This window comes from Novosphingobium sp. YAF33 (genome assembly GCF_052113265.1).
In the GTDB taxonomy this organism is placed as follows: Bacteria; Pseudomonadota; Alphaproteobacteria; order Sphingomonadales; family Sphingomonadaceae; genus Novosphingobium.
The window spans coordinates 1-17,326 of record NZ_JBFRCW010000021.1 but is presented as its reverse complement, the minus strand read 5'-3'; the positions used below and the strand labels follow the sequence as shown (position 1 = coordinate 17,326).

Sequence of the window (17,326 nt, the reverse complement as noted above, 5' to 3'; positions counted from 1 at the left end):
CGGCGGTATGAGCATCTTCGACACGGACACTATCACGACCATCGACGCTGTTAAGCGAAAGGAGGTCGCCCCCTCGCGGAAAGGACGACCTCTATAACCGGGGGGCACCCGATTATGCAGCGATCTTAGATGGAAGACCGTGAACGGCTCAATATCTCGATGGGATGTTTGCTTTAGCTCTTAAGGATGCACGGCACCAAGTGAAACGAACGATTTACCACGCGACATGAGCAATGAGACAAACGAAAAGAGGCCGCCCTCCGCAAAAGGGGCGACCTCTAAACGGTGTGGCCGGGGGAGAGTCCGCCACCGTGGCGCCATCGCAAGATGGCACTGCAATAATACCTCAAAAGGGCTAGCGGTTCCGAACCTCCTGCATCACCCGTCTTCAGCCGGGGCGGTTTCATCGGGGGCCTGGCTGACGGGGCGGCTGGCGACCGGAGGTTCCCTCGCGCCGGGCACGTCGGTGACGCGAGAAAGTAGATTTCCGTCAGCTGCATCAGCAACCATGCTTGGCCAAAGCCGATGCAGCGGCAGGATTGTTCCGTTTGCACTTCGCCTATCTGGCCGCCATATGAGACTGTTTCGCGAAACGAGGTGCTGTAATGGACGAGCTTCAATTAGACCGCCTAGTTGACAACATCGACCAGCTGCTTTCCGAATATCTTGAGCTGAAATCTGCCGATGAGAGCCGTTCTGGGAAAGTCATCACCGGAACTATTCTCTGGGATGGCTTGTTTCCACGAGATGAATTGGACTCGGTTTCTGGACGCGCGCTGCTCTCGATCGGCGAGACTTTGGCCTTGGTCGGAGGTATCGAATTGATGCTTCGGGTGCATACGGCATACGAGAATAAGTTTGGGGTTCAAAAGGCAAACAGTCTGAGCGCACGATGGGACAGCGCGGCCGAACTTTGGTACCACTGAGTCTCGCCACCAGCACAGAGACGCCGCCCTCGAGAAAAAGGCTTCCCGAAACGTGGCGATGAGATTGATCTGACGTTGGTCTGACGATCAAAAGTGCCCGGCGCGACGAGGCGCCGGGCAAAGTCTGGGTCGTCTCGCGCTTTCGCGCCAAATGAGTCGGCCCGACCGGTAATGAAACATACGACGTTCGGGACCGTGCGCTTAACCCTATTGCTTTCAAAGGGTTCCTTAGCCTCACAAAATTTTAATCAGCGTGTTTCCCCGATCTAATATTAAGATCGCTCGAAGGAATCGATTGAGGAGGTTTAGTGATGGAGATTAGCCATCTTCATGCCCTGCTTGCCGCGATCTTTCTTGGCATCGGGCTGGTTTCCGTAGGTATCCTGGCTGATGGGATAATTGGCCGGCAGCTCCGCAGGGCTGTGGCTGCGCTCGGATGCTGTGTAATTCTTGTGAGCGTCGTCGCGTTTTGATCATAAGAAAAGAGGCCGCCCCTCACGAAAGGGGACGGCCTCGGTACGATGTGCCAGGGGGTCTGATTGGCCACCGCAGCGAGTTAACATCCAGCAAGGGCGATGGTTCCATGGTGGGTGCCATCCTGCGCTGGCGTCGGACCGGCTATTCATCGGCAATTATGCGCATTCCGCTTCGCACCTATCACCCTGTTATACAATCAGCAGCTGCGGCAGCGCGGATGGACGCGCCCTCATAGTCTCAGCAGAGGGGGCGGACGCGTGGGGCGTTTGCCAGCCGGTGTCGAGCCCGGTCTGCAGCTAACTACCGTGCCCCTTGTGCGCCTCCACAAACCTCCGAAGCCGCTCAGGGTCGCCGGCCCCCCGACTTTCTGAGCCTGGCTGAGCATGCGCTTCGTTGTGGGCTTCCAACGCTTCGAAGTAGCCTGAAAGCGATAGCCGTTCCCAATCCAGGTGCATCCCGCCGCAGTTGGCGATCAGCTGCTCTTTTCGGAGGGGCTGGGGGCCAGCGGCGCCTCCCCCGCGCCGGGCGCTTTTTTTAGGCTGATGCCCACGATCGCTGCGTGTAGAATCGACCAAGCGACGTGCAAACCCTCGACCATCGGCGGTTCGGGAAGACATAGCTCTCGACCAGTTCGCGCGCAGTCTGCGGGCCGACCTCGATCTCTGCGCCGTCAACCATTCCAGTCTTGCCGCCGAGCAAGCCCCGGCGGATCGTCTCGCGGATCTCTGTGACCATGGCCGAACCGCCGCCCAAATAGACAGGGGCGGTGCCATCGATGCCGAGACCTGCGCCCATGGCATCGTACATCGCGAAGACTGCCTTATCCCCGCACTTGCGCTCCAGCTCGACCACCTGCGGGAGGCCGAGCCAGAAGCGATAGTCGCCGTCCCCGAAGGCCAGCGTGACGGCGGTGTCAGGCATCAGGCGGCAGCGGTCCAGGTGAGGGCGCCTTCACCTTCCAGCGCGATTTCGGCGGTGCCGGCGCCTTCCTGGGAATAGGTCTGGTTGCGCGTGGTCATCAGCGCGGTGCCACCATAGGTGCCCATCAGGTCGCCGCCGTCGGTGCCGTCGTCGCGATATAGCTCGATCGCGTACGTCTTGCGAACGCCGAACGCGTCGGTCATCTCTTCTTCAAGATCGATGTTGCCGGAGCCGGTGCCGCTGATCGACCAGGACGAGCCAGTGACGCGCAGCTTGCGGGTGCCGGGCCGATTGGGCTTGGTGCAGTCGCGGCGATAGGTCTCGTTGGTCTGGGCGGTGCGGTTGACGGTCACGCCCTCGATACCGCAGACGAGCGTGAGCACGGCCGGCGGACCATCGGCGGTCTGAATTTTGATGAGGGCGAAGTCGGCGCTATTAGGCTCGGACACGGGCAATCTCCAGCATGGCTTGCTGGAGGGTAGGGCGGGTCAGTCCTCCGCCTTACCGCCATCGATGGTGCGGAACCGTGCGCGGGCTCGGTCGGCATTCCAGTCGGATGGTTCCGGCGCAGCGGCCTCCACGACCAGGCAACGCATGGCATGGGCCGCTTCCTCGTCGCCCTGCCAATCAAGCCGATCGGCCGCGTCTAGGATATCGTCGGGATCGACCGCCTCGGTGCGGATCATCTGCGTCAGAAAGGCGCGCAGCATGCGCTCGGCGAGAGGGGCATCCATGCAACTAATGTATCAGCCCTGGAACGCCCTTGCACGAACAAACGCGATCCCGTGATAGGCATCCTTCTCGCCCCCGTCGGGCATGAGGCGCGAGGACTGAACCTGAAAGCGGTACCGCCGGCCGCTGACCTCGAAAGGGTGGTTATGTAACGCTTCGACAACCGCAGTATTAACATCCCCGGCATGGTCGCGCGCTGTTTTAGTCATCGCCCCAGCGCCGTTGTAGATGGGTTTGGCAAAGGAGTGCAGTTGGAACGACACCTCGACGCGGGCGGTGCAGCCGCGCCCCTGGGATAGGGACTGAGTCCCTTCGAGCCGCACGACCGGCCATGTGGAGCTTCGGCGACGGGATCGATGGATGTCTTCGCAACGATGTGGGCAAGCGGTGCATCGGCCTTCAGCGAGAAGGCGAGGCCGATGTCGGCGAATGCTTGGTCCAGCATCAGCAGGGCGTCCCGATGGAACCGATGAGACGCGGGCCGCCGAACAGCCGGCGCTGGGTCTCGGCGAACTGTTGGCCCCAGACGGTGGCGGCGTAACCGCCCTGGGCGCGCTGGGCGACGACGCTGTCCGAAAGGGTAGCGCTGAAGGTGCCGCTCTTGAAACTGGTCGCGCCGGTCGCTGCGAGGGTGCCAGTACCCGGCGCCAGGCCCACGCCATTGATGGCCAGCAGGTGGGCTGTCAGCAGCACAGTCGCGTCCTGCTGTTCGTCTCCATAGCTCTCCCCGACGCGCGCCTCGGCCTTTGTGGCCCAGGCCGCATACGGCTCCTCGGCCAGCGTGGAGAACGCAGGGAACAGTGACTTGAACTGATCGAGCGGGAGACGAGAGTAGGGCATGCTGCACAATGTGAGCACGACACTTGAACTATTACCGCTTTCGCAATGTGTCGTTTGCGCGGGTGACGCTTTACTGTCACCGGCGCGTCCGTGGTGCGACCCGTAGGACTTGCAACGCCCTTAGCCGCATATTTCGACCATGAAAAATTACTTTTTGGACATGAAGCCATCACTTCTGCGAGAACTTCATCAATCACAGCGAGCAAAAAATAGCCCGGACCAGCTGAGCTGGTCCGGGCTAGGTTGAAAGGACTCGCAAGCTTCGTCCCTCGGGTCGCACGGAAATTTCTACTTGCGAAAATGAGATAATCAATAACCCAAAAGTGACATCCGCGGCGATGTACGGCGGGTCGGCTTGCTTTACCCCCGTCGACGTGCCCCTCTAGCGGCACCAGTTCGGCCTTAGCTCAACTGCTACGAGCCGCGGCGGCACCCGGTTTGAAAAGCGCGTCCGCAGTGCCGCTTTCCGAGGCCATCGATATGACGCAAACGACGACAACGGCGGCGACGAGCAGGAGAATGATGGCAGCCGCGATAAATTTACGAACGAGCATTGACTGCCAATGCCGTAGTTAAAGCCAATTGCCAATGACTGGCGGGGATACGATCAGTCGTCGAACGTGACAACGGCCTGTGACCTGCAGCACATAAGAAGACGGCCCGGCAGGTCCTGCGGCGCCGTCTCGTCGGTGTATTCGTTCCCATCCCGCGCCTGGTGGTTGAGGCGCGGGTGGGCCTTCCGACTGTGCCCCGAGATCCACGTATCGATTCCTGCCTCTCGGCGCCGCTCTTCCGCGAGCGCGCTGGTCAGCTTGTTGAGTTGGTCCGAGGCGATTCGGGTTGCTCGCTTCCGGCTCATGCCCACGCTGTCCCGGATGGTGCTGGCCACCTCGCGCGCCGGGGTCCGGTTCCGCAGCCCATCGAACACGGCATTGCTGATTTTCTGGCGGGTCACGTCGGACACGTCCTTGACCAAGGCAACGTTCCACTCGATCGAGGTCTCCAGGCTGGCGCGCACGTCACCGGCGCCGATCATCGTCTCCAGATCCACGCCGGTGGCCGACAGTACCGCGCCGCGCCACTTGACGCGGTACCATTGTTCAGTTCGTAGCGCCCAGTCGCGCACTTCTGGCGTCAACAGCAGGACAAGCCGGTTAATCTGCTCGGCGGCGCCGTCGATCTCGGCGCGCACGTCGGCCGGGGCGTCCGTAGTCATCTCGGAGACTGTAGCCGAGTAGGCCGCGATGATGCGTTCTGCACCGGCTGCCCACGCTTGAACCACAGGGTTATACACAGCCCGGAAAAGGTTCGTCGCCAGCGTTCCCGGAGGATCGATATCGCGCAGGACGATGGAGCGCTTGCGCATGCCCGGCATTGCCCGGCGCGTCATGGCGGCGAGGTCGTATCGGGGCATCAGTCGCCGCCCCAGCCCTCCACATGCGCGTCAATGCGCGCGAACCGAGCCGCGATTGCCACGGCGCGCCACCAGTCCATAATGCCGATCCATACCAGCGGGCAGAGAGTCAGCGCGATCGGCTTGCAGAACTTGGTATTGCTGCGAAGGTGAATGGTGATGTTGCTCTGCGCCATTGTCAGGCCGTGATGTGCTTCACCGCCCACATGACGGCTTCTTGGACTTTCTCGGCGGCGATGTTCAGCTCGCGCTCGACGACGCATTCAACCATGTCGACCGCACCACTGTCCGCGATGTATTCGACGGGCGGCGTGCGCAGGCTGTTGATCAAAATCAGGAACTCGGCGCCCTTGTCCTTGATCGCGACCATCTGCGCCTTTTCGGCGTCGCTGAGGACTCGATAGGTGTGACGCACGGCATTGTTCGCGGTGCGGTCATCGCCCGCGCTGTTGACGTGCTCGGTCATCATCAATTCTCCGTGATCGACCGCTTCCAGTCGAGGTTCAGGGGTTCAAACAGCTCCGGCCCGAACTCCAGCACGCCCTAGTAGGGCTTGAGCGCGGTCAGGTCGGTGTTCGCCGGCACGTCGAACGAGATCGTGACGTGCGGGTGATACTCGTCGAAGTCGTGGCTGCCGCCCGCGTCCACCATGGATCGGTGACGGCTCACGGCATGCGTCGACGCGCATCTGCAGCTGGGCATCACGCCCACCGGCCGGAACCCCGTCGGTTTCGATGTGGCTGACAGCGGCAAGGACAAGAACGCTACCATCACGGCGCGCGGCCCTCTGGCCGTCTCATCGGATCAGTGGAAGGCGGGCGAAGACGAGCTTCTGAAGTCTGCAACCCGCGCCCGTGCAACCTGCGTCGAGAACGATGCGGATCGTGGGAGCTGGTGAGGCTCGCAAGAACTGGCTCTACACGGCGGTCACGCGCGCCGCCGAGCAGGTCACGGTGATCGTATGACGCCCGGCGATCTGCTTGAACTGGCCCGCGCCGCGCACATGGGGCCCATCACCGCCGAGGACCGTGAGGAGTTCGGCCGGGCTTTGGTACTCCAAGGTTACTCGCCCGAGCGCGCTGCCTGGATGGCTAATGGCGAAATCCTCGACAACGACGGCGCTCTGCAAATGCTCGCGCGCCACCGCCTTCGCTACTGCAAGGAGGCATCCAATGCCTGACACCCGCACTGAGCATATGCCGATCAATCTGTTGCTTGCTGATCTGCGGCAGGCGCTGTTCGATGCAGCGAAATCCGATCCGAGTGCACATTCGTCCCTTCGCTACGAGGCTGGCCGCGCCGTCGGCCTCATGGGTCGCGCAATGGATGAGATCAGCGCCGCGCAGGCATCCCTGCCCGCCGCGAGCGAAGGGGAGCAAAGCAGCGATCTTGAATGCGCCGCCCAGCTTGAGCGCTCCGGCCTTATCACCCGCGAGAAGTACAATCACATCTGCGAGAACATCAAGGCACGGGACCGCATGCGGGAGGCCATGGCATGATCCAATCCCTTCAACCGACTAACGCATTTCGCGGGCTGCCGGGGGGACTTACTTCCAGGCAGCCCGCAGGGCTCGCGCCCTTACTAGTTTCCGGCGTTCTTAGCCGCATCCTGCGCGGCGTCGCCAGCTTTGTCGGCAGCATTGCCGACGCTGTTTGCCGCATTCTCGACCGCGTTATCCTTGCGCGCTTCGCTCGTGGTGCTTTGGCTGAAGAGGTAGATGCCTGCAACCACCGCAATCAGCACTGCGACGGCGAGGATTATGCTGGTTCCGCCGCCGCGGCGCTCTTCGACGACCGTGGTGGTATGACGGGGATTGTCTGCCATTTTCAACTCCTCTTTATGTTTTGCTCCCGAGCGAAGAACTCCGAACTTCAAAAACAGTTTCGGGAGGCGATGGCGTGAGTGCCCAGCCCAACGAGAACGGCGTGTATCCGAAGGATGCTGCCGAGTGCATCGCTTGGCCTGGGTGCAAACCGTACGTCTACGCCGAGATTTTCGTCCTTAAAGTCGATGGCGTCTGGCTTGGAGCCAAGCGCTACCAGCTTGGCGGAACGGACCAGCGCGGAGGCTCGGGCCCGCTGACGAAGGGGCATCGCATCCGGCAGGGCGGCGACCACAGCGACCGGCGGTCATGCATCGCAGACGAGGCGCGGAAATTGCTGCGCTCCATGGAAACCAGCGACTACAAGCTGGCGCCGAAGATCCGTGAGTGGTGCCAGGACCTCATCGACGGGCCGGAGCCGATGGACCTTTTTGGAGCCGCATCATGAAGCCTCTCTCGATTCACGATGTTCAGACCAAAGGCGTGGAGCTCACACTGCAATCGCTTCGCGCTTATTGGTCGGATCATGAGCACTTTGCAGTCGCATGGTTTGGCGGGAAGGACAGCACTGCGCTACTCACGGTGCTTATCCACCTGATCGATGCCGGTTTGCTGCCGCAGCCTGAATGCCTGTGAGTGTTCTATTCCGACACGCGCCAGGAGCTGCCGCCGATCCAGTTTGCGGCCGAGCAGATCATGGCGAAACTGCGCCTGCGCAACTGGATCCGCGTCGTCACGGTGCGCGCGCCTCTCGACAAGCGCTTCATGGTTTACTTCCTCGGCCGCGGCGTGCCGCCGCCGAACAACAACACGCTGCGCTGGTGTACCCCGCAGATCAAAGTCGAACCGATGGCCGGCGCTGAAAGAAGCGCTGCTGGACGCACCCGGCAAAGCGCTGATGCTCACCGGCGTCCGCCGAGGCGAGAGCGCCATTCGCGACGGCCGCATTGCTATGTCTTGTTCGAAGGACGGCGCGGAATGCGGGCAGGGCTGGTATCAGCAGGTGCTTCCGGATGCGAAGGGCATCAAGGGCCGCCTCGCCACATTGGCCCCGCTTCTTCGCTGGCGCGTCTGCTGGATCTGGGACTGGCTCAAGATCTACGCGCCGATGCCTGAGTTTGGTGGTTGGCCGACTCAAATCTTGGCCGATGCCTACGGCGGAGACGACGCGAAGGAAATCAACGCACGCACGGGCTGCATCGGTTCTTCGCCAGCTATGCCGCATTGAAGGCAGGGCGCACCAAACGCGCGACTGTGAAATATCTCGTGGCTGATCTGGTTAGGGATTTTGACGAGGCCACCGAGCGCCGCACAGATATCAAGAAAAACACCAAGGTACTCTGCCGAATCTCGAACAAACATGTGACCAGGACGCTAGGAGAATTCCCGGCCGATAAGGTCGAGGCATCGGATATTCGCTACATTCTGGACAACGCCATCGATGGCGCCGGCACTAAGAGCATGTCCGTGAAGATGATGTGCCTTCTCTACAATTGGGCCCGCGATGAAAAGAAGACGACGATTGATCCCGCGAAGGGCGTGAAATCTGCAAAGCTGGGAGAGCATCAGCCATGGCCCGAAAAGATCCTTGAGGCTGGCTTGGCCTGGCAGGATAAACGCCTGCAGTTATCCATCAACTTGCTCTATTTCACCGGCCAGCGGATCGGAGACGTGCTAAAGATGCGGTGGGACGACATAGACGGGGGCGAGATCTATGTTCTGCAGCAGAAGACGGGAAAGGAAGTCTGTCCGCCGATCCATCGCCGCCTTGCCGCTGTTTTGGCTGATACGGTCCGAACCGGCGAAACCATCTTGGCGAACGATGAGGGCGCACCCTTGTCTGACGAGAAGGTACGCGATGACATCAAAGCCTTTTCTGCCGGTATGGGCAGGCATTGCGTTCCTCACGGGCTCCGTAAAAATGCAGTCAATGCGCTCCTGGAGTCCGGTCGCACAATCGCGGAAGTCGCGTCCATTACCGGCCAAAGTTTCCAACTTGTTGAGCATTACGCCCGTAAAGTGAATAACCGGAAACTTAGCAGGATCGCGATGTCCAAGCTTGAGAACAAAAATGGTTCAGGAAAACCCGAAACAAAACCTTCAGAGAAATCGTGATGTTTCAAAGCGTTGAAGGACTCTCCACTTTACGACATGGAAAAGGTTTGCCATCGGTCCATGTCCAGTAAGCCGCCATTCTCCTCTCCACCCATGTCAGCCTTTTCCGGGCGAAGATCACTCGCGCGGGACCGGACATTGAGTGACGCCGAGGATTATCGGCAGGCGAATGACCGCTAGCGGTGAATCCCGCCGCTCGTCCGGCGAGCGAACAACGACCGGGCCTAGTCGCCAGGAGAAGTGCTAAGTGGAGCGGGGTCTTTGCGGATTGGACGCATACGCTTGCCCCGCCATGGCTAGCCATCGTAATTCGAGGACATCCAATCTTCCCGGCCATGCCGGACACGCAGAATGATGACCCCGTCCTGATCTCCTACATCATAAATCACCAGATGGGCCTTGTAGGGATGCGCGCGGACAGGCGGCGAGATATCCTCTCTCAAGCGCGCGGCACTGGGATAATCTACGAGAAACGCGAAAATCCTGCTCAGGCCTTCGTGATAGGCGTCAGCATGAGGCAGGCCGAACCGCTCCATGCCCTCAAGAAAAATAGCTGTCAGATCATCGACTGCGGCGCGTGTTAAGCGGAAGCGACGCACGGTCAGGCTTGCAAGCCTGCCTGACCGATCGCCCGCCCCCGGATATCCGCCATCGTCTCGTCGCTGAGACCACTTGCGCGGGCTTCATCGACAAGGCGCTGCATGGCGGCAACCTTGTCGGCGCGTTCCTGGTCACGGCGGATAAGATCACGCACATAGTCGCTGGCATTGCTATACCGGCCGGTGTCAGCTTGCGCTTCCACCCATTGCTTCATAGCGTCGGGCAGTGAAATGTTCATCGTCGCCATGGCAACCTCCAAGGCGAAAGCAATAGCAAAGATTGGCAAGGTTTGTCAATTGATGCTCGGCCATGGCCTGCAGTTCACACGTCTTGGCGCTGCCTTCGCTCGCGGATTTTAGACCGCCAAACTGCACGGCAAGATGGGATCCGACAATGAGCGGGACTTTGACCGACGGGCAAAGCAGGGAGTGGGCCAGTTGAAACAGTCCATCGGGATCGCCTGCGAAATCGTTGTCTATGATGATACGGGCCACCGTCGCCGAACGGGACGACACGGCGTGGGCGCGCTTCGCGACACACAGGGCAAGCCCACCGCGGCGCTGATGAAACGGCGTCGGTCGACGTTCCTTATCACAGAGCGGGCATCCTTACCTTCTTGGTCCTGGGCTATCTGGACCCCACAAGCTCTGGCAGGTAAAGTACGCATTCTATGTAAAGTATAGGCTGTGTTTATGGGTACCCTTGAGTGAATTTTACCATCCGGGGTTATGGCCCGGTTCGACCTGAACAAATGTCCTTCTCGCGGTGGAGCTGAGCCGTGCCGGGCACTGATAGGCGCTTATTGGTCGGCGAGACCGCCTCGCCGACCTAAGATGGATAATCAAACGATCGTGTTTTGTACCTTCGCGTGGCTGCCTTCCTCATCTGGCTTGATCTTTCCCCCGAAGAGCTGTTTTACCTTTGCCGCGAGCGACATGTCAGATTCCCATAGCTCCGCCTCATCGATGTCAAAGCGGAGCAACGCGAGATTTGGATCGGATTTCCCGGCGGGGAACCACGCTTCGACAGGTTTCGACCAGAGTTTTTCAATCATCGCTGGGTTATCGTCGATAGCTACTCGTCCGGAAAGCGAAGCAAAGAAATCTTGTCCCTTGGAGACGAACTGAGCCATGGCCGCTCCGCCCGCTGCCAATCGGTTATCCTTACCGATGAAAAACCAGATGGTATCAACCTGATCCTTATCGAGCTGCGCCGTCAAGGGTTCCGGATGGGTAAGGCCACCATCGGCCAGGCCGACCATTATGAACGGGCCCTTTTCCAGCTTTTCCCACATGTGCTGTTTAAGGGCGTGAGTATCAGTTCCCATAACCATCTCCTCAGTTGGGGAAACTATAACATTTCAGGGTCAGGCAAGGTTGCGCGGGCGGCGGAAGGCCGCTGAATACCTCACCTCGCGCGGCCCACGACGCCGATTTTCTCTGACCAATAATGGGTGCATGTCGCGGCCACCGCGCCGATGCAGACAGCGTTCGCGTATTGATCGTCGCTCGCGTGACCGATGCTTGGCTGCGTGCGTGCAGCATGGCCGATCAGGTGGCGCTTGCCCGCGAAGCCGAGGTGCTGGCGGTGCGCCGTCGCGGTCTTACCAGGCAACTCAACAGCAAGCGCTACTCTACCGATCGACCTGCTACGTAGCGAAGCAGCGGTCGCAAAAGTCGCAGCGGAGATTCCCGCACTCGAAGCCGCCCGGCACGTGGCGCTGGCTGAACTGGCAATCCTGACCGGTCGTCCGTCCTCGGATATATCGGCAGCCGCCGCTGCCTGCACCCGCCTCCCCTTTGCTTGATACGCAGCTACCCGCGGTCGACGGCGCGACCTTGCTACGCTGCCGTCCGGACGTGAGGGCGGCGGAACAGAGGATCGCCGCAGCCACCGCACAGATCGGCGTCGCCGTGGGCGATCTTTATCCGCATGTCGAACTCGGCGGCGGGCTTGGCCTTTCATCGCCTTCAGCAGCAGGTCTCGGCGCGCTCGAAAATGCGGTTTGACGTTCGGGGCCGTTGCTGAGCTGGAGCTTTCCCAACGCGAGCGCCGCGCGTGCCCGCATTGCCGGCGCGCGTGCAGGAGAGGCAGCCGCGCTCGCCCGCTTCGACGCGGTAAACGGCGCTGGGCGAAGCGGATCAGGCGGCACAGGACTATGGCGCCGCGCTCGAACGGCAGGCGCAATGGCGCATTGCCCGGCTACGCAACCAACGCACCGGAACGATCACTCTGGCGCGCCGCGCCGCCGGGGTCGCGACTGCTTTGGACATGCTCGATAGCGAACAGGCAGACATTTCGACACGCCGCGCACTGACCGCGGTCGATGCCGAACTTGCCGCCGCGCAAGTGCGCTTCTTCCGGGCGCTGGGCGGTGGCTGGCAAGACGCACCCGCAGTCACCCTACCTCCCGGTTACTCCGAGCTGCCGCCGGCCCGCCTGCCTTTCGGCATGCGCTGTTCGCGGCGGCCAACAATGTTGCGCAGGCGGTCGGTCCTTCTCCAGGCGGTTGGCTGACAGAGGCCTATGACTGCGCTGGATTCTCTGACTTCAAGTGCCGCCAGGCCTGCTGCTGCTCGCGGCAATCGGCTGGGCGACACCGCGCACCCCCGCCGCCCCCGAGCGGCTGCGTAAGGGCGACTGGGCGGGAATCTCGGCCATGGCGATCGGGCTATCCGCGTTTCAGATCATGCTGGAGGAAGGCGGACGGGAAGACTGTTCGCATCCTCCTTCATTGTCGATGCCGCCATGGTCGCCGCGGTGGGGCTCACCGCATTCGTCATGATCGAGCTACGCGGCGGCAATCCGCTCATCAACCTGCGCCCACTTGCCCGATACAATTTCGGCATCGCGAGCCTCATGCAGTTCGCGCGTTCGGTGCGGTGGTGTTCGGCGTCGTGTCCCTGGTGCGAATTATTTCGCCGAGACGCAAGGCTATAACGCGCAAGACATCGGCCTGACGGTGATCCCCTATGGCCTCGTCCAGCTTGTCATGTCCTTTGCCACGCCGCCGCTTATGCGGTGGACCAGCGCGCGATCATCATCCTGGGGTTCGTCGTGATGGCGGCAGGGTGCCTGATGAACGTCCATCTGGACAGCGATGCCGCCGCCAATGTCATCGTCCCCTCTCTGATGGTGCGCGGCATCGGCCAGTCCTTCATTGTGGTCGCGTTGGGGGTCACGGCCCTAAACGGGCTGGAGAAATCGGAAATGGGCTCTGCCTCCGCCCTGTTCTCCACCGTGCGCAACGTAGGCGGGGCCATCGGCATCGCGCTGGCCGGGCAGTTTGTGGTGGAACGCGAAAAGCTCAAGGCCGCGCGCCTTGGCGAAGCCGTCACGCCTCAACCCATTCGACCTTCCGGGAACGGACGGTCGAATGGGTTGAGGCGCTCGCTCATCAAGCATTGGACCGGGATGATGCGCTTCATGCCAGCGCCGCCGAACCGCTGCGCCGACAGCATTGAAGATGCTGGCCCAGACGCTGCATGGCCAGTCGCTGCTGATGGCCTACAGCGATGCCTTTCTGGTCGCCGGACTGTGCATGTTGCTGTGTGCCGCCGGCAGCTTTGCCCTCAGAAACCTAAACGATCGGAAGTGAGACATTCCCGTCATCCGCGGCGCGAGGGGGGAGCAGTGAGCGGTGAACGACACCTTAAGCCAACCCCGGTTGCGGCGCATTCGGCATGCAGCGGATTGCATGCCCGCCCAGGACCTATGCCGGGCGGGCGCGCAATCCAGAGGGATTAGTCCATCGCTGTCGCCAGCTTCAGGCGTTCCATGCCGGTTGGCTCCTTCACGCCGGCAAAATCGAAGGTCACGCGCTCGATCGTACCGGTGAATGGGAACAGGCCCTTGTCTTCATAGTCTGCGCAGACCGGCGAGATGCAGTCCATGCCGACGTCCATACATTCGGTGCCGCAACGCTGCGGAACCTGCTCGTCGATCCGTCCCGCCGCGACCACGGTTCCGTCGATCGAGAGGCCGACTTTTGCGGGGCCACCCGCTTTGTCGGACTCCGGCAGGAAGGTGACGACGATCTCGTGCTTCCCCGCGCTTAGGGCCTCGGGCGAAATCACGTCGGTGCGCTTCATTCCGAAGAAGTTGTAGTGGAAGCGCGCCTTGCCTTCCCACAGGAACAGCGAGAAGCCCGCAGCGTCCCCGCCAAGCGCGAAGATCACGCCCTCGGCGCCGCCATCGGGTATTTCCACCGGCACGGTCAGCGTGAAGGGAACGCCGATGAGGCGCGGCCCGCTGCCTTCGGGCAAGCGCGTCATGCCGGGATAGAACGTCACCTGCTTGCGCCCGTGGAAGTAGCTGGGCCGCAAGGTGACGTCGAGCCGTTCGGAGAAGCGGTCGTCGATCGGAAGCACGTTGTACTTGGTCGCTTCCGAAATGAACACGCTCTTCAGGAAATCGACCTTGTCGGGGTGCTTGTCGGCCAGATCCACGGCCTGGCTGAAGTCGCTGGTGATGTCGTAGAGTTCCCACTTGTCGTCGGCGAAGCTGAAGGAACCGGACGTCTCCCAGGGCAGTCGGCCGTGCCGGCAGGAGGCGATCCAGCCATCGGCATAGATTGCGCGGTTGCCCAGCATCTCGAAGTACTGGAGATTGCGCTTGCTGGGTGCCTCGGCGTTGGCCTGTTCGAAGGTATAGGCGAAGCTGATGCCCTCGATCGGCTTCTGGATGTAGCCGTTGACCTCCTTGGCCTCCTTGATGCCCGCCACTTCCATCAATGTCGGCATCAGGTCGATCACATGATGGAACTGCGAGCGGATGACGCCGCCTTCCTTGATCTTCTCCGGCCAGGATACGATCATCGAATTGCGCGTGCCGCCGAAGTGCGAGGCGACCTGCTTGGTCCACTGGAACGGCGTGTCACCCGCCCAGGCCCAGCCCACGGCGTAGTGCGGCGAGGTGCCGGGAAGGCCCCAGCGATCCTTGAAGCCGATCGCTTCCTCGATCGAGGGCTGGCGGCCGTTCAGGCTCATGATCTCGTTCGGCGTGCCGACCAGCGATCCTTCGCCGGAGGAGCCATTGTCACCCAGGATGTAGATGACGAGCGTATTGTCGAGATCGCCCATCGCCTCGATCGCGTCGACCACCTGGCCTACCGCGAAGTCGGCATGTTCCAGGAAATCGGCGTAGTTCTCGGCCTGGACGGCGAAGAGTTCCTGCTGCTCCTTGGGATGGCTGTCCCACGAGGGGATCTGCTCGGGCCGCTCGGTCAGCTTGGTGCCGGCAGGGATGATCCCCGCGTCGAGCTGCTGCTTGTGGACGATCTTGCGGTATTCGTCCCAGCCCATGTCGAACCGGCCCTTGTTCCTGCCCCGCCAGTCCAGCGGTGGCTGGTGCGGGGCATGGGCAGCGCCGGTCGAGAAATAGGCGCAGAACGGCCGGTCTGGGGCAATCGCCTTCTGCTGGCGGATCCAGCCGATGCATTCGTCCGCCAGGTCCTTGGTCAGGTGATAGCCTTCCTCGGGGCGCTTGGGCGGCTCGACCGGCGTGGTGTTGCGCAGGAGCGAGGGATAGAACTGGTCCGTCTCGCCCGAGATGAAGCCGTAGAAGTAATCGAAGCCCTGGTTCGTCGGCCAATTGTCGAACGGCCCGGCCGGGCTGGTGAGGTTATCCGGCACGTTGTGGTTCTTGCCGAACCAGGCGCTGGAATAGCCGGCATGCTTCAGCATTTCGGCAAACGTCGTGCAGCTCTTGGGAATGATGCCGCAGTAGCCGGGATAGCCGGTGGCCATTTCCTGGATCACGCCGGCCGCCACTGTGTGATGGTTGCGCCCGGTGAGCATCGCCGCACGAGTCGGCGAGCACAGTGCCGTCGTGTGGAACTGGTTGTAGAACAGCCCGCGCTTGGCCAGCTTTTCCGCCACCGGCATCCGCACGAGACCACCATTGACGCTGGGCCAGCCGAAGCCGACGTCATCAAGCAGCACCAACAGGATGTTCGGTGCGCCTTCGCGCGCTTCCTTCATCGGCGGGAAATCGGGCGTCGAGTCCTTGGCGAACACCTTGATGTCCGCGTTGGGGAAGTCCCATTCCGGCTCCGGTAAGCGGTTGCGGTCGACATGGATCGGGAAGTCAGGGCCTTTGGATGCGGGCATAGCTGCGTTCCTCGTTATTATTCACAAGAAGATAAAAGATTGCGAAGTGGAAAGTAACGTCGCGGGAATTCAACGGTATCGGGAATTCCCCCCCTTCCGCTTGGGGCGACTACGGGGCGGTTTAGCGTAGGGATTTGATTCCCTCAGAAGCGGAACGTGGCTCCCACGATCGGTCCGTCTGTTGTGACATCGTAGAGCCGCCCGTCGGGCGACCTTCGAGGAGAGACTATATGGCACCTTCCGGCTCAATCGGCCCGACACGGAAGGCGGCGCTCATGGCGACTGCGATGGCACTGCCGGGGATAGGGGCGCTATGCGGGCCGGTGGCGCCTTCCGCCCGGGCGCAGGCCGCTTCCGCGAATGCCGCCTCCAGCTCTATCGACCCCGCCGCCATGCAGGCCATGGACCGCATGAGCGCCTTCCTGCTGACTCTCGGCAGCTTCCGCGTCAGGGCGGACGCCACCACCGAGCAGGTTCTGGTCACCGGCCAGAAGATCCAGTTCGGCGGCAAGGTGAACATCCTGGCGAAGCGGCCCAATGCCTTCAAGATCGTCACATCGGAAGATGCCTGCACGTCGATGTCCACGCGAAGAACGAAGGCGATGGCGTTGATCCAGTAATTGTTGTCCAACGTCTGTGCGACCGCCGGGGCGCTCAGGGCGCTTACCGCTGGACGGTGAGGTGCGGGCTGATTTACCCAGCCAAGTTCTCCGCATCGTTCAAGAAACCGCGCTCAGCATCCAGCAACCTCAAATACGTACGGTCCGCTACGATCCTGCGCCTGCCGCAAATGTCGTCGGAGAGCATCTGCGAAGGGCTGTGAGCCTTTGTCAGGGGCTTTGCGCACAAGGGCTGGGGTGCGAGTGGGCTTTCGGGATGTGGGAACAGATGAGGGGCCGGGCGACGTGTTTTGCCTGGAGCGTCGAGAGGCTGGAAGTTTTGTGTGTGCGCTTTTCCCGCAAAGGCGCAACGGCGGCGCTACCGAGGGAGCGGTCAAGGCTCAATGATATTGTTGCGAACCGCATAAAGCACGAGTTCCGCCGTCGTCCTGAGCTTCAGCTTGTGCATGGCCGCGGCGCGGTGGGTTTCCACCGTCTTCACGCTGATGCCCAGCATATGGGCGATCTGCTTGTTCAGCTTTCCTTCTGCGATCAGTTGCACGATCTCGCGCTCGCGCGCGGTGAGCATGATGCTCTTGTCGGTCGAGTTGTCAACGCCGGTATAAAATGGGGCCAGGCACCGGTTTAAAAAGGGGCCAGTTGGTTCAGTCAAACAGCCTCGGATTGAGGCTGGGCACTATCGGCAGCGGGGAAGCGGCTGTAGCGGAGCGGAAGCCGATTTCCCGCTGCCGATAGCCTGCCGATAGCC

At 61.4% G+C, this 17,326-nt stretch carries 23 protein-coding genes and 1 pseudogene; 10 read left to right on the top strand and 14 right to left on the bottom strand.

Going from position 1 to position 17,326, the window contains the following annotated elements; all coding sequences use genetic code 11:
• The first annotated feature begins 605 nt into the window (after positions 1-605).
• Positions 606-926 (top strand): hypothetical protein, encoded by a 321-nt coding sequence (locus AB4Z00_RS24735; protein ID WP_442047638.1) that lies wholly within the window; start codon positions 606-608, stop codon positions 924-926.
• Between the two features lie 1,011 nt (positions 927-1,937).
• Here the strand turns inward: AB4Z00_RS24735 and AB4Z00_RS24730 are convergent.
• The 8 genes from AB4Z00_RS24730 to AB4Z00_RS24695 all read right to left on the bottom strand — a co-directional run bounded on the left by AB4Z00_RS24730 (position 1,938) and on the right by AB4Z00_RS24695 (position 6,012).
• Entirely contained in the window at positions 1,938-2,324 is a 387-nt protein-coding gene (locus AB4Z00_RS24730; RefSeq protein WP_442047637.1) for a hypothetical protein, read from the bottom strand.
• Complete coding sequence (locus AB4Z00_RS24725; protein WP_442047636.1) at positions 2,324-2,773, bottom strand: phage tail tube protein; 450 nt, start codon at positions 2,771-2,773, stop codon at positions 2,324-2,326. The genes AB4Z00_RS24730 and AB4Z00_RS24725 overlap by 1 nt, the downstream gene beginning before the upstream one ends.
• A 39-nt stretch (positions 2,774-2,812) precedes the next feature.
• Positions 2,813-3,058, bottom strand: coding sequence for a hypothetical protein (locus AB4Z00_RS24720; RefSeq protein ID WP_442047635.1), 246 nt, complete (start codon positions 3,056-3,058; stop codon positions 2,813-2,815).
• 442 nt (positions 3,059-3,500) lie between these two features.
• Positions 3,501-3,896, bottom strand: a complete 396-nt coding sequence (locus AB4Z00_RS24715) for a DUF4054 domain-containing protein (RefSeq protein ID WP_442047634.1) — start codon at positions 3,894-3,896, stop codon at positions 3,501-3,503.
• A gap of 607 nt (positions 3,897-4,503) precedes the next feature.
• On the bottom strand, positions 4,504-5,310 hold the full coding sequence (locus AB4Z00_RS24710; RefSeq protein WP_442047633.1) for a phage minor head protein: 807 nt from the start codon (positions 5,308-5,310) through the stop codon (positions 4,504-4,506).
• A complete protein-coding gene (locus AB4Z00_RS24705; RefSeq protein WP_442047632.1) occupies positions 5,310-5,486 on the bottom strand; it encodes a hypothetical protein in 177 nt (58 codons plus the stop codon). Before AB4Z00_RS24705 ends, AB4Z00_RS24710 begins: the two co-directional genes overlap by 1 nt.
• Positions 5,487-5,488: 2 nt before the next feature.
• Positions 5,489-5,779, bottom strand: coding sequence for an Acb2/Tad1 domain-containing protein (locus AB4Z00_RS24700; RefSeq protein WP_442047631.1), 291 nt, complete (start codon positions 5,777-5,779; stop codon positions 5,489-5,491).
• 74 nt (positions 5,780-5,853) lie between these two features.
• Positions 5,854-6,012, bottom strand: coding sequence for a hypothetical protein (locus AB4Z00_RS24695; RefSeq protein WP_442047630.1), 159 nt, complete (start codon positions 6,010-6,012; stop codon positions 5,854-5,856).
• A gap of 173 nt (positions 6,013-6,185) precedes the next feature.
• On the opposite strand from AB4Z00_RS24695, the gene AB4Z00_RS24690 reads away from it, so the two are divergent.
• The 3 genes from AB4Z00_RS24690 to AB4Z00_RS24680 are packed head-to-tail and all read left to right on the top strand — an operon-like array spanning position 6,186 to position 6,809.
• Positions 6,186-6,275, top strand: coding sequence for an ATP-binding domain-containing protein (locus tag AB4Z00_RS24690; protein ID WP_442047629.1), 90 nt, complete (start codon positions 6,186-6,188; stop codon positions 6,273-6,275).
• Positions 6,272-6,490: a hypothetical protein gene (locus AB4Z00_RS24685; protein ID WP_442047628.1), complete on the top strand. Its 219-nt coding sequence runs from the start codon at positions 6,272-6,274 to the stop codon at positions 6,488-6,490. The genes AB4Z00_RS24690 and AB4Z00_RS24685 overlap by 4 nt, the downstream gene beginning before the upstream one ends.
• Positions 6,483-6,809, top strand: a complete 327-nt coding sequence (locus AB4Z00_RS24680) for a hypothetical protein (protein WP_442047627.1) — start codon at positions 6,483-6,485, stop codon at positions 6,807-6,809. Before AB4Z00_RS24685 ends, AB4Z00_RS24680 begins: the two co-directional genes overlap by 8 nt.
• A gap of 83 nt (positions 6,810-6,892) precedes the next feature.
• On the opposite strand, the gene AB4Z00_RS24675 is transcribed toward AB4Z00_RS24680, so the two are convergent.
• Positions 6,893-7,135: a hypothetical protein gene (locus AB4Z00_RS24675; protein WP_442047626.1), complete on the bottom strand. Its 243-nt coding sequence runs from the start codon at positions 7,133-7,135 to the stop codon at positions 6,893-6,895.
• A 74-nt stretch (positions 7,136-7,209) separates the two neighbouring features.
• Between AB4Z00_RS24675 and AB4Z00_RS24670 the strand changes: the two genes are divergently transcribed.
• From AB4Z00_RS24670 to AB4Z00_RS24655, 4 genes are all read left to right on the top strand, one after another.
• Positions 7,210-7,581, top strand: coding sequence for a hypothetical protein (locus AB4Z00_RS24670; RefSeq protein ID WP_442047625.1), 372 nt, complete (start codon positions 7,210-7,212; stop codon positions 7,579-7,581).
• Positions 7,578-7,769, top strand: coding sequence for a hypothetical protein (locus AB4Z00_RS24665; protein WP_442047624.1), 192 nt, complete (start codon positions 7,578-7,580; stop codon positions 7,767-7,769). The genes AB4Z00_RS24670 and AB4Z00_RS24665 overlap by 4 nt, the downstream gene beginning before the upstream one ends.
• Positions 7,770-8,249 carry a hypothetical protein gene (locus AB4Z00_RS24660; protein WP_442047623.1) on the top strand — a complete coding sequence of 160 codons (480 nt, stop codon included), beginning with the start codon at positions 7,770-7,772 and terminating at the stop codon, positions 8,247-8,249.
• A 138-nt stretch (positions 8,250-8,387) separates the two neighbouring features.
• Positions 8,388-9,248: a tyrosine-type recombinase/integrase gene (locus AB4Z00_RS24655; protein ID WP_442047622.1), complete on the top strand. Its 861-nt coding sequence runs from the start codon at positions 8,388-8,390 to the stop codon at positions 9,246-9,248.
• A gap of 296 nt (positions 9,249-9,544) precedes the next feature.
• Here the strand turns inward: AB4Z00_RS24655 and AB4Z00_RS24650 are convergent, their stop codons facing one another.
• From AB4Z00_RS24650 to AB4Z00_RS24640, 3 genes are all read right to left on the bottom strand, one after another.
• Complete coding sequence (locus AB4Z00_RS24650) at positions 9,545-9,847, bottom strand: type II toxin-antitoxin system RelE/ParE family toxin (RefSeq protein ID WP_442047621.1); 303 nt, start codon at positions 9,845-9,847, stop codon at positions 9,545-9,547.
• A 2-nt stretch (positions 9,848-9,849) separates the two neighbouring features.
• A complete protein-coding gene (locus AB4Z00_RS24645) occupies positions 9,850-10,095 on the bottom strand; it encodes a type II toxin-antitoxin system ParD family antitoxin (RefSeq protein ID WP_442047620.1) in 246 nt (81 codons plus the stop codon).
• A 594-nt stretch (positions 10,096-10,689) separates the two neighbouring features.
• A complete protein-coding gene (locus AB4Z00_RS24640) occupies positions 10,690-11,175 on the bottom strand; it encodes a pyridoxamine 5'-phosphate oxidase family protein (protein ID WP_442047619.1) in 486 nt (161 codons plus the stop codon).
• A 1,694-nt stretch (positions 11,176-12,869) separates the two neighbouring features.
• Between AB4Z00_RS24640 and AB4Z00_RS24635 the strand changes: the two genes are divergently transcribed.
• The gene (locus tag AB4Z00_RS24635) at positions 12,870-13,595 is read left to right on the top strand and encodes a hypothetical protein (protein WP_442047618.1); all 726 of its coding nucleotides are present in this window, start codon (positions 12,870-12,872) and stop codon (positions 13,593-13,595) included.
• On the opposite strand, the gene AB4Z00_RS24630 is transcribed toward AB4Z00_RS24635, so the two are convergent.
• The gene (locus AB4Z00_RS24630) at positions 13,592-15,958 is read right to left on the bottom strand and encodes an arylsulfatase (RefSeq protein ID WP_442047617.1); all 2,367 of its coding nucleotides are present in this window, start codon (positions 15,956-15,958) and stop codon (positions 13,592-13,594) included. The genes AB4Z00_RS24635 and AB4Z00_RS24630 overlap by 4 nt on opposite strands.
• A gap of 275 nt (positions 15,959-16,233) precedes the next feature.
• Here AB4Z00_RS24630 and AB4Z00_RS24625 point away from each other — a divergent pair, with 275 nt between their 5' ends.
• Positions 16,234-16,578: a DUF2092 domain-containing protein gene (locus AB4Z00_RS24625; RefSeq protein ID WP_442047616.1), complete on the top strand. Its 345-nt coding sequence runs from the start codon at positions 16,234-16,236 to the stop codon at positions 16,576-16,578.
• Positions 16,579-16,951: 373 nt separating this feature from the next.
• Here the strand turns inward: AB4Z00_RS24625 and AB4Z00_RS24620 are convergent.
• A pseudogene (locus AB4Z00_RS24620) lies at positions 16,952-17,143 on the bottom strand (response regulator transcription factor); the annotation flags it as partial.
• Between the last annotated feature and the right edge of the window lie 183 nt (positions 17,144-17,326).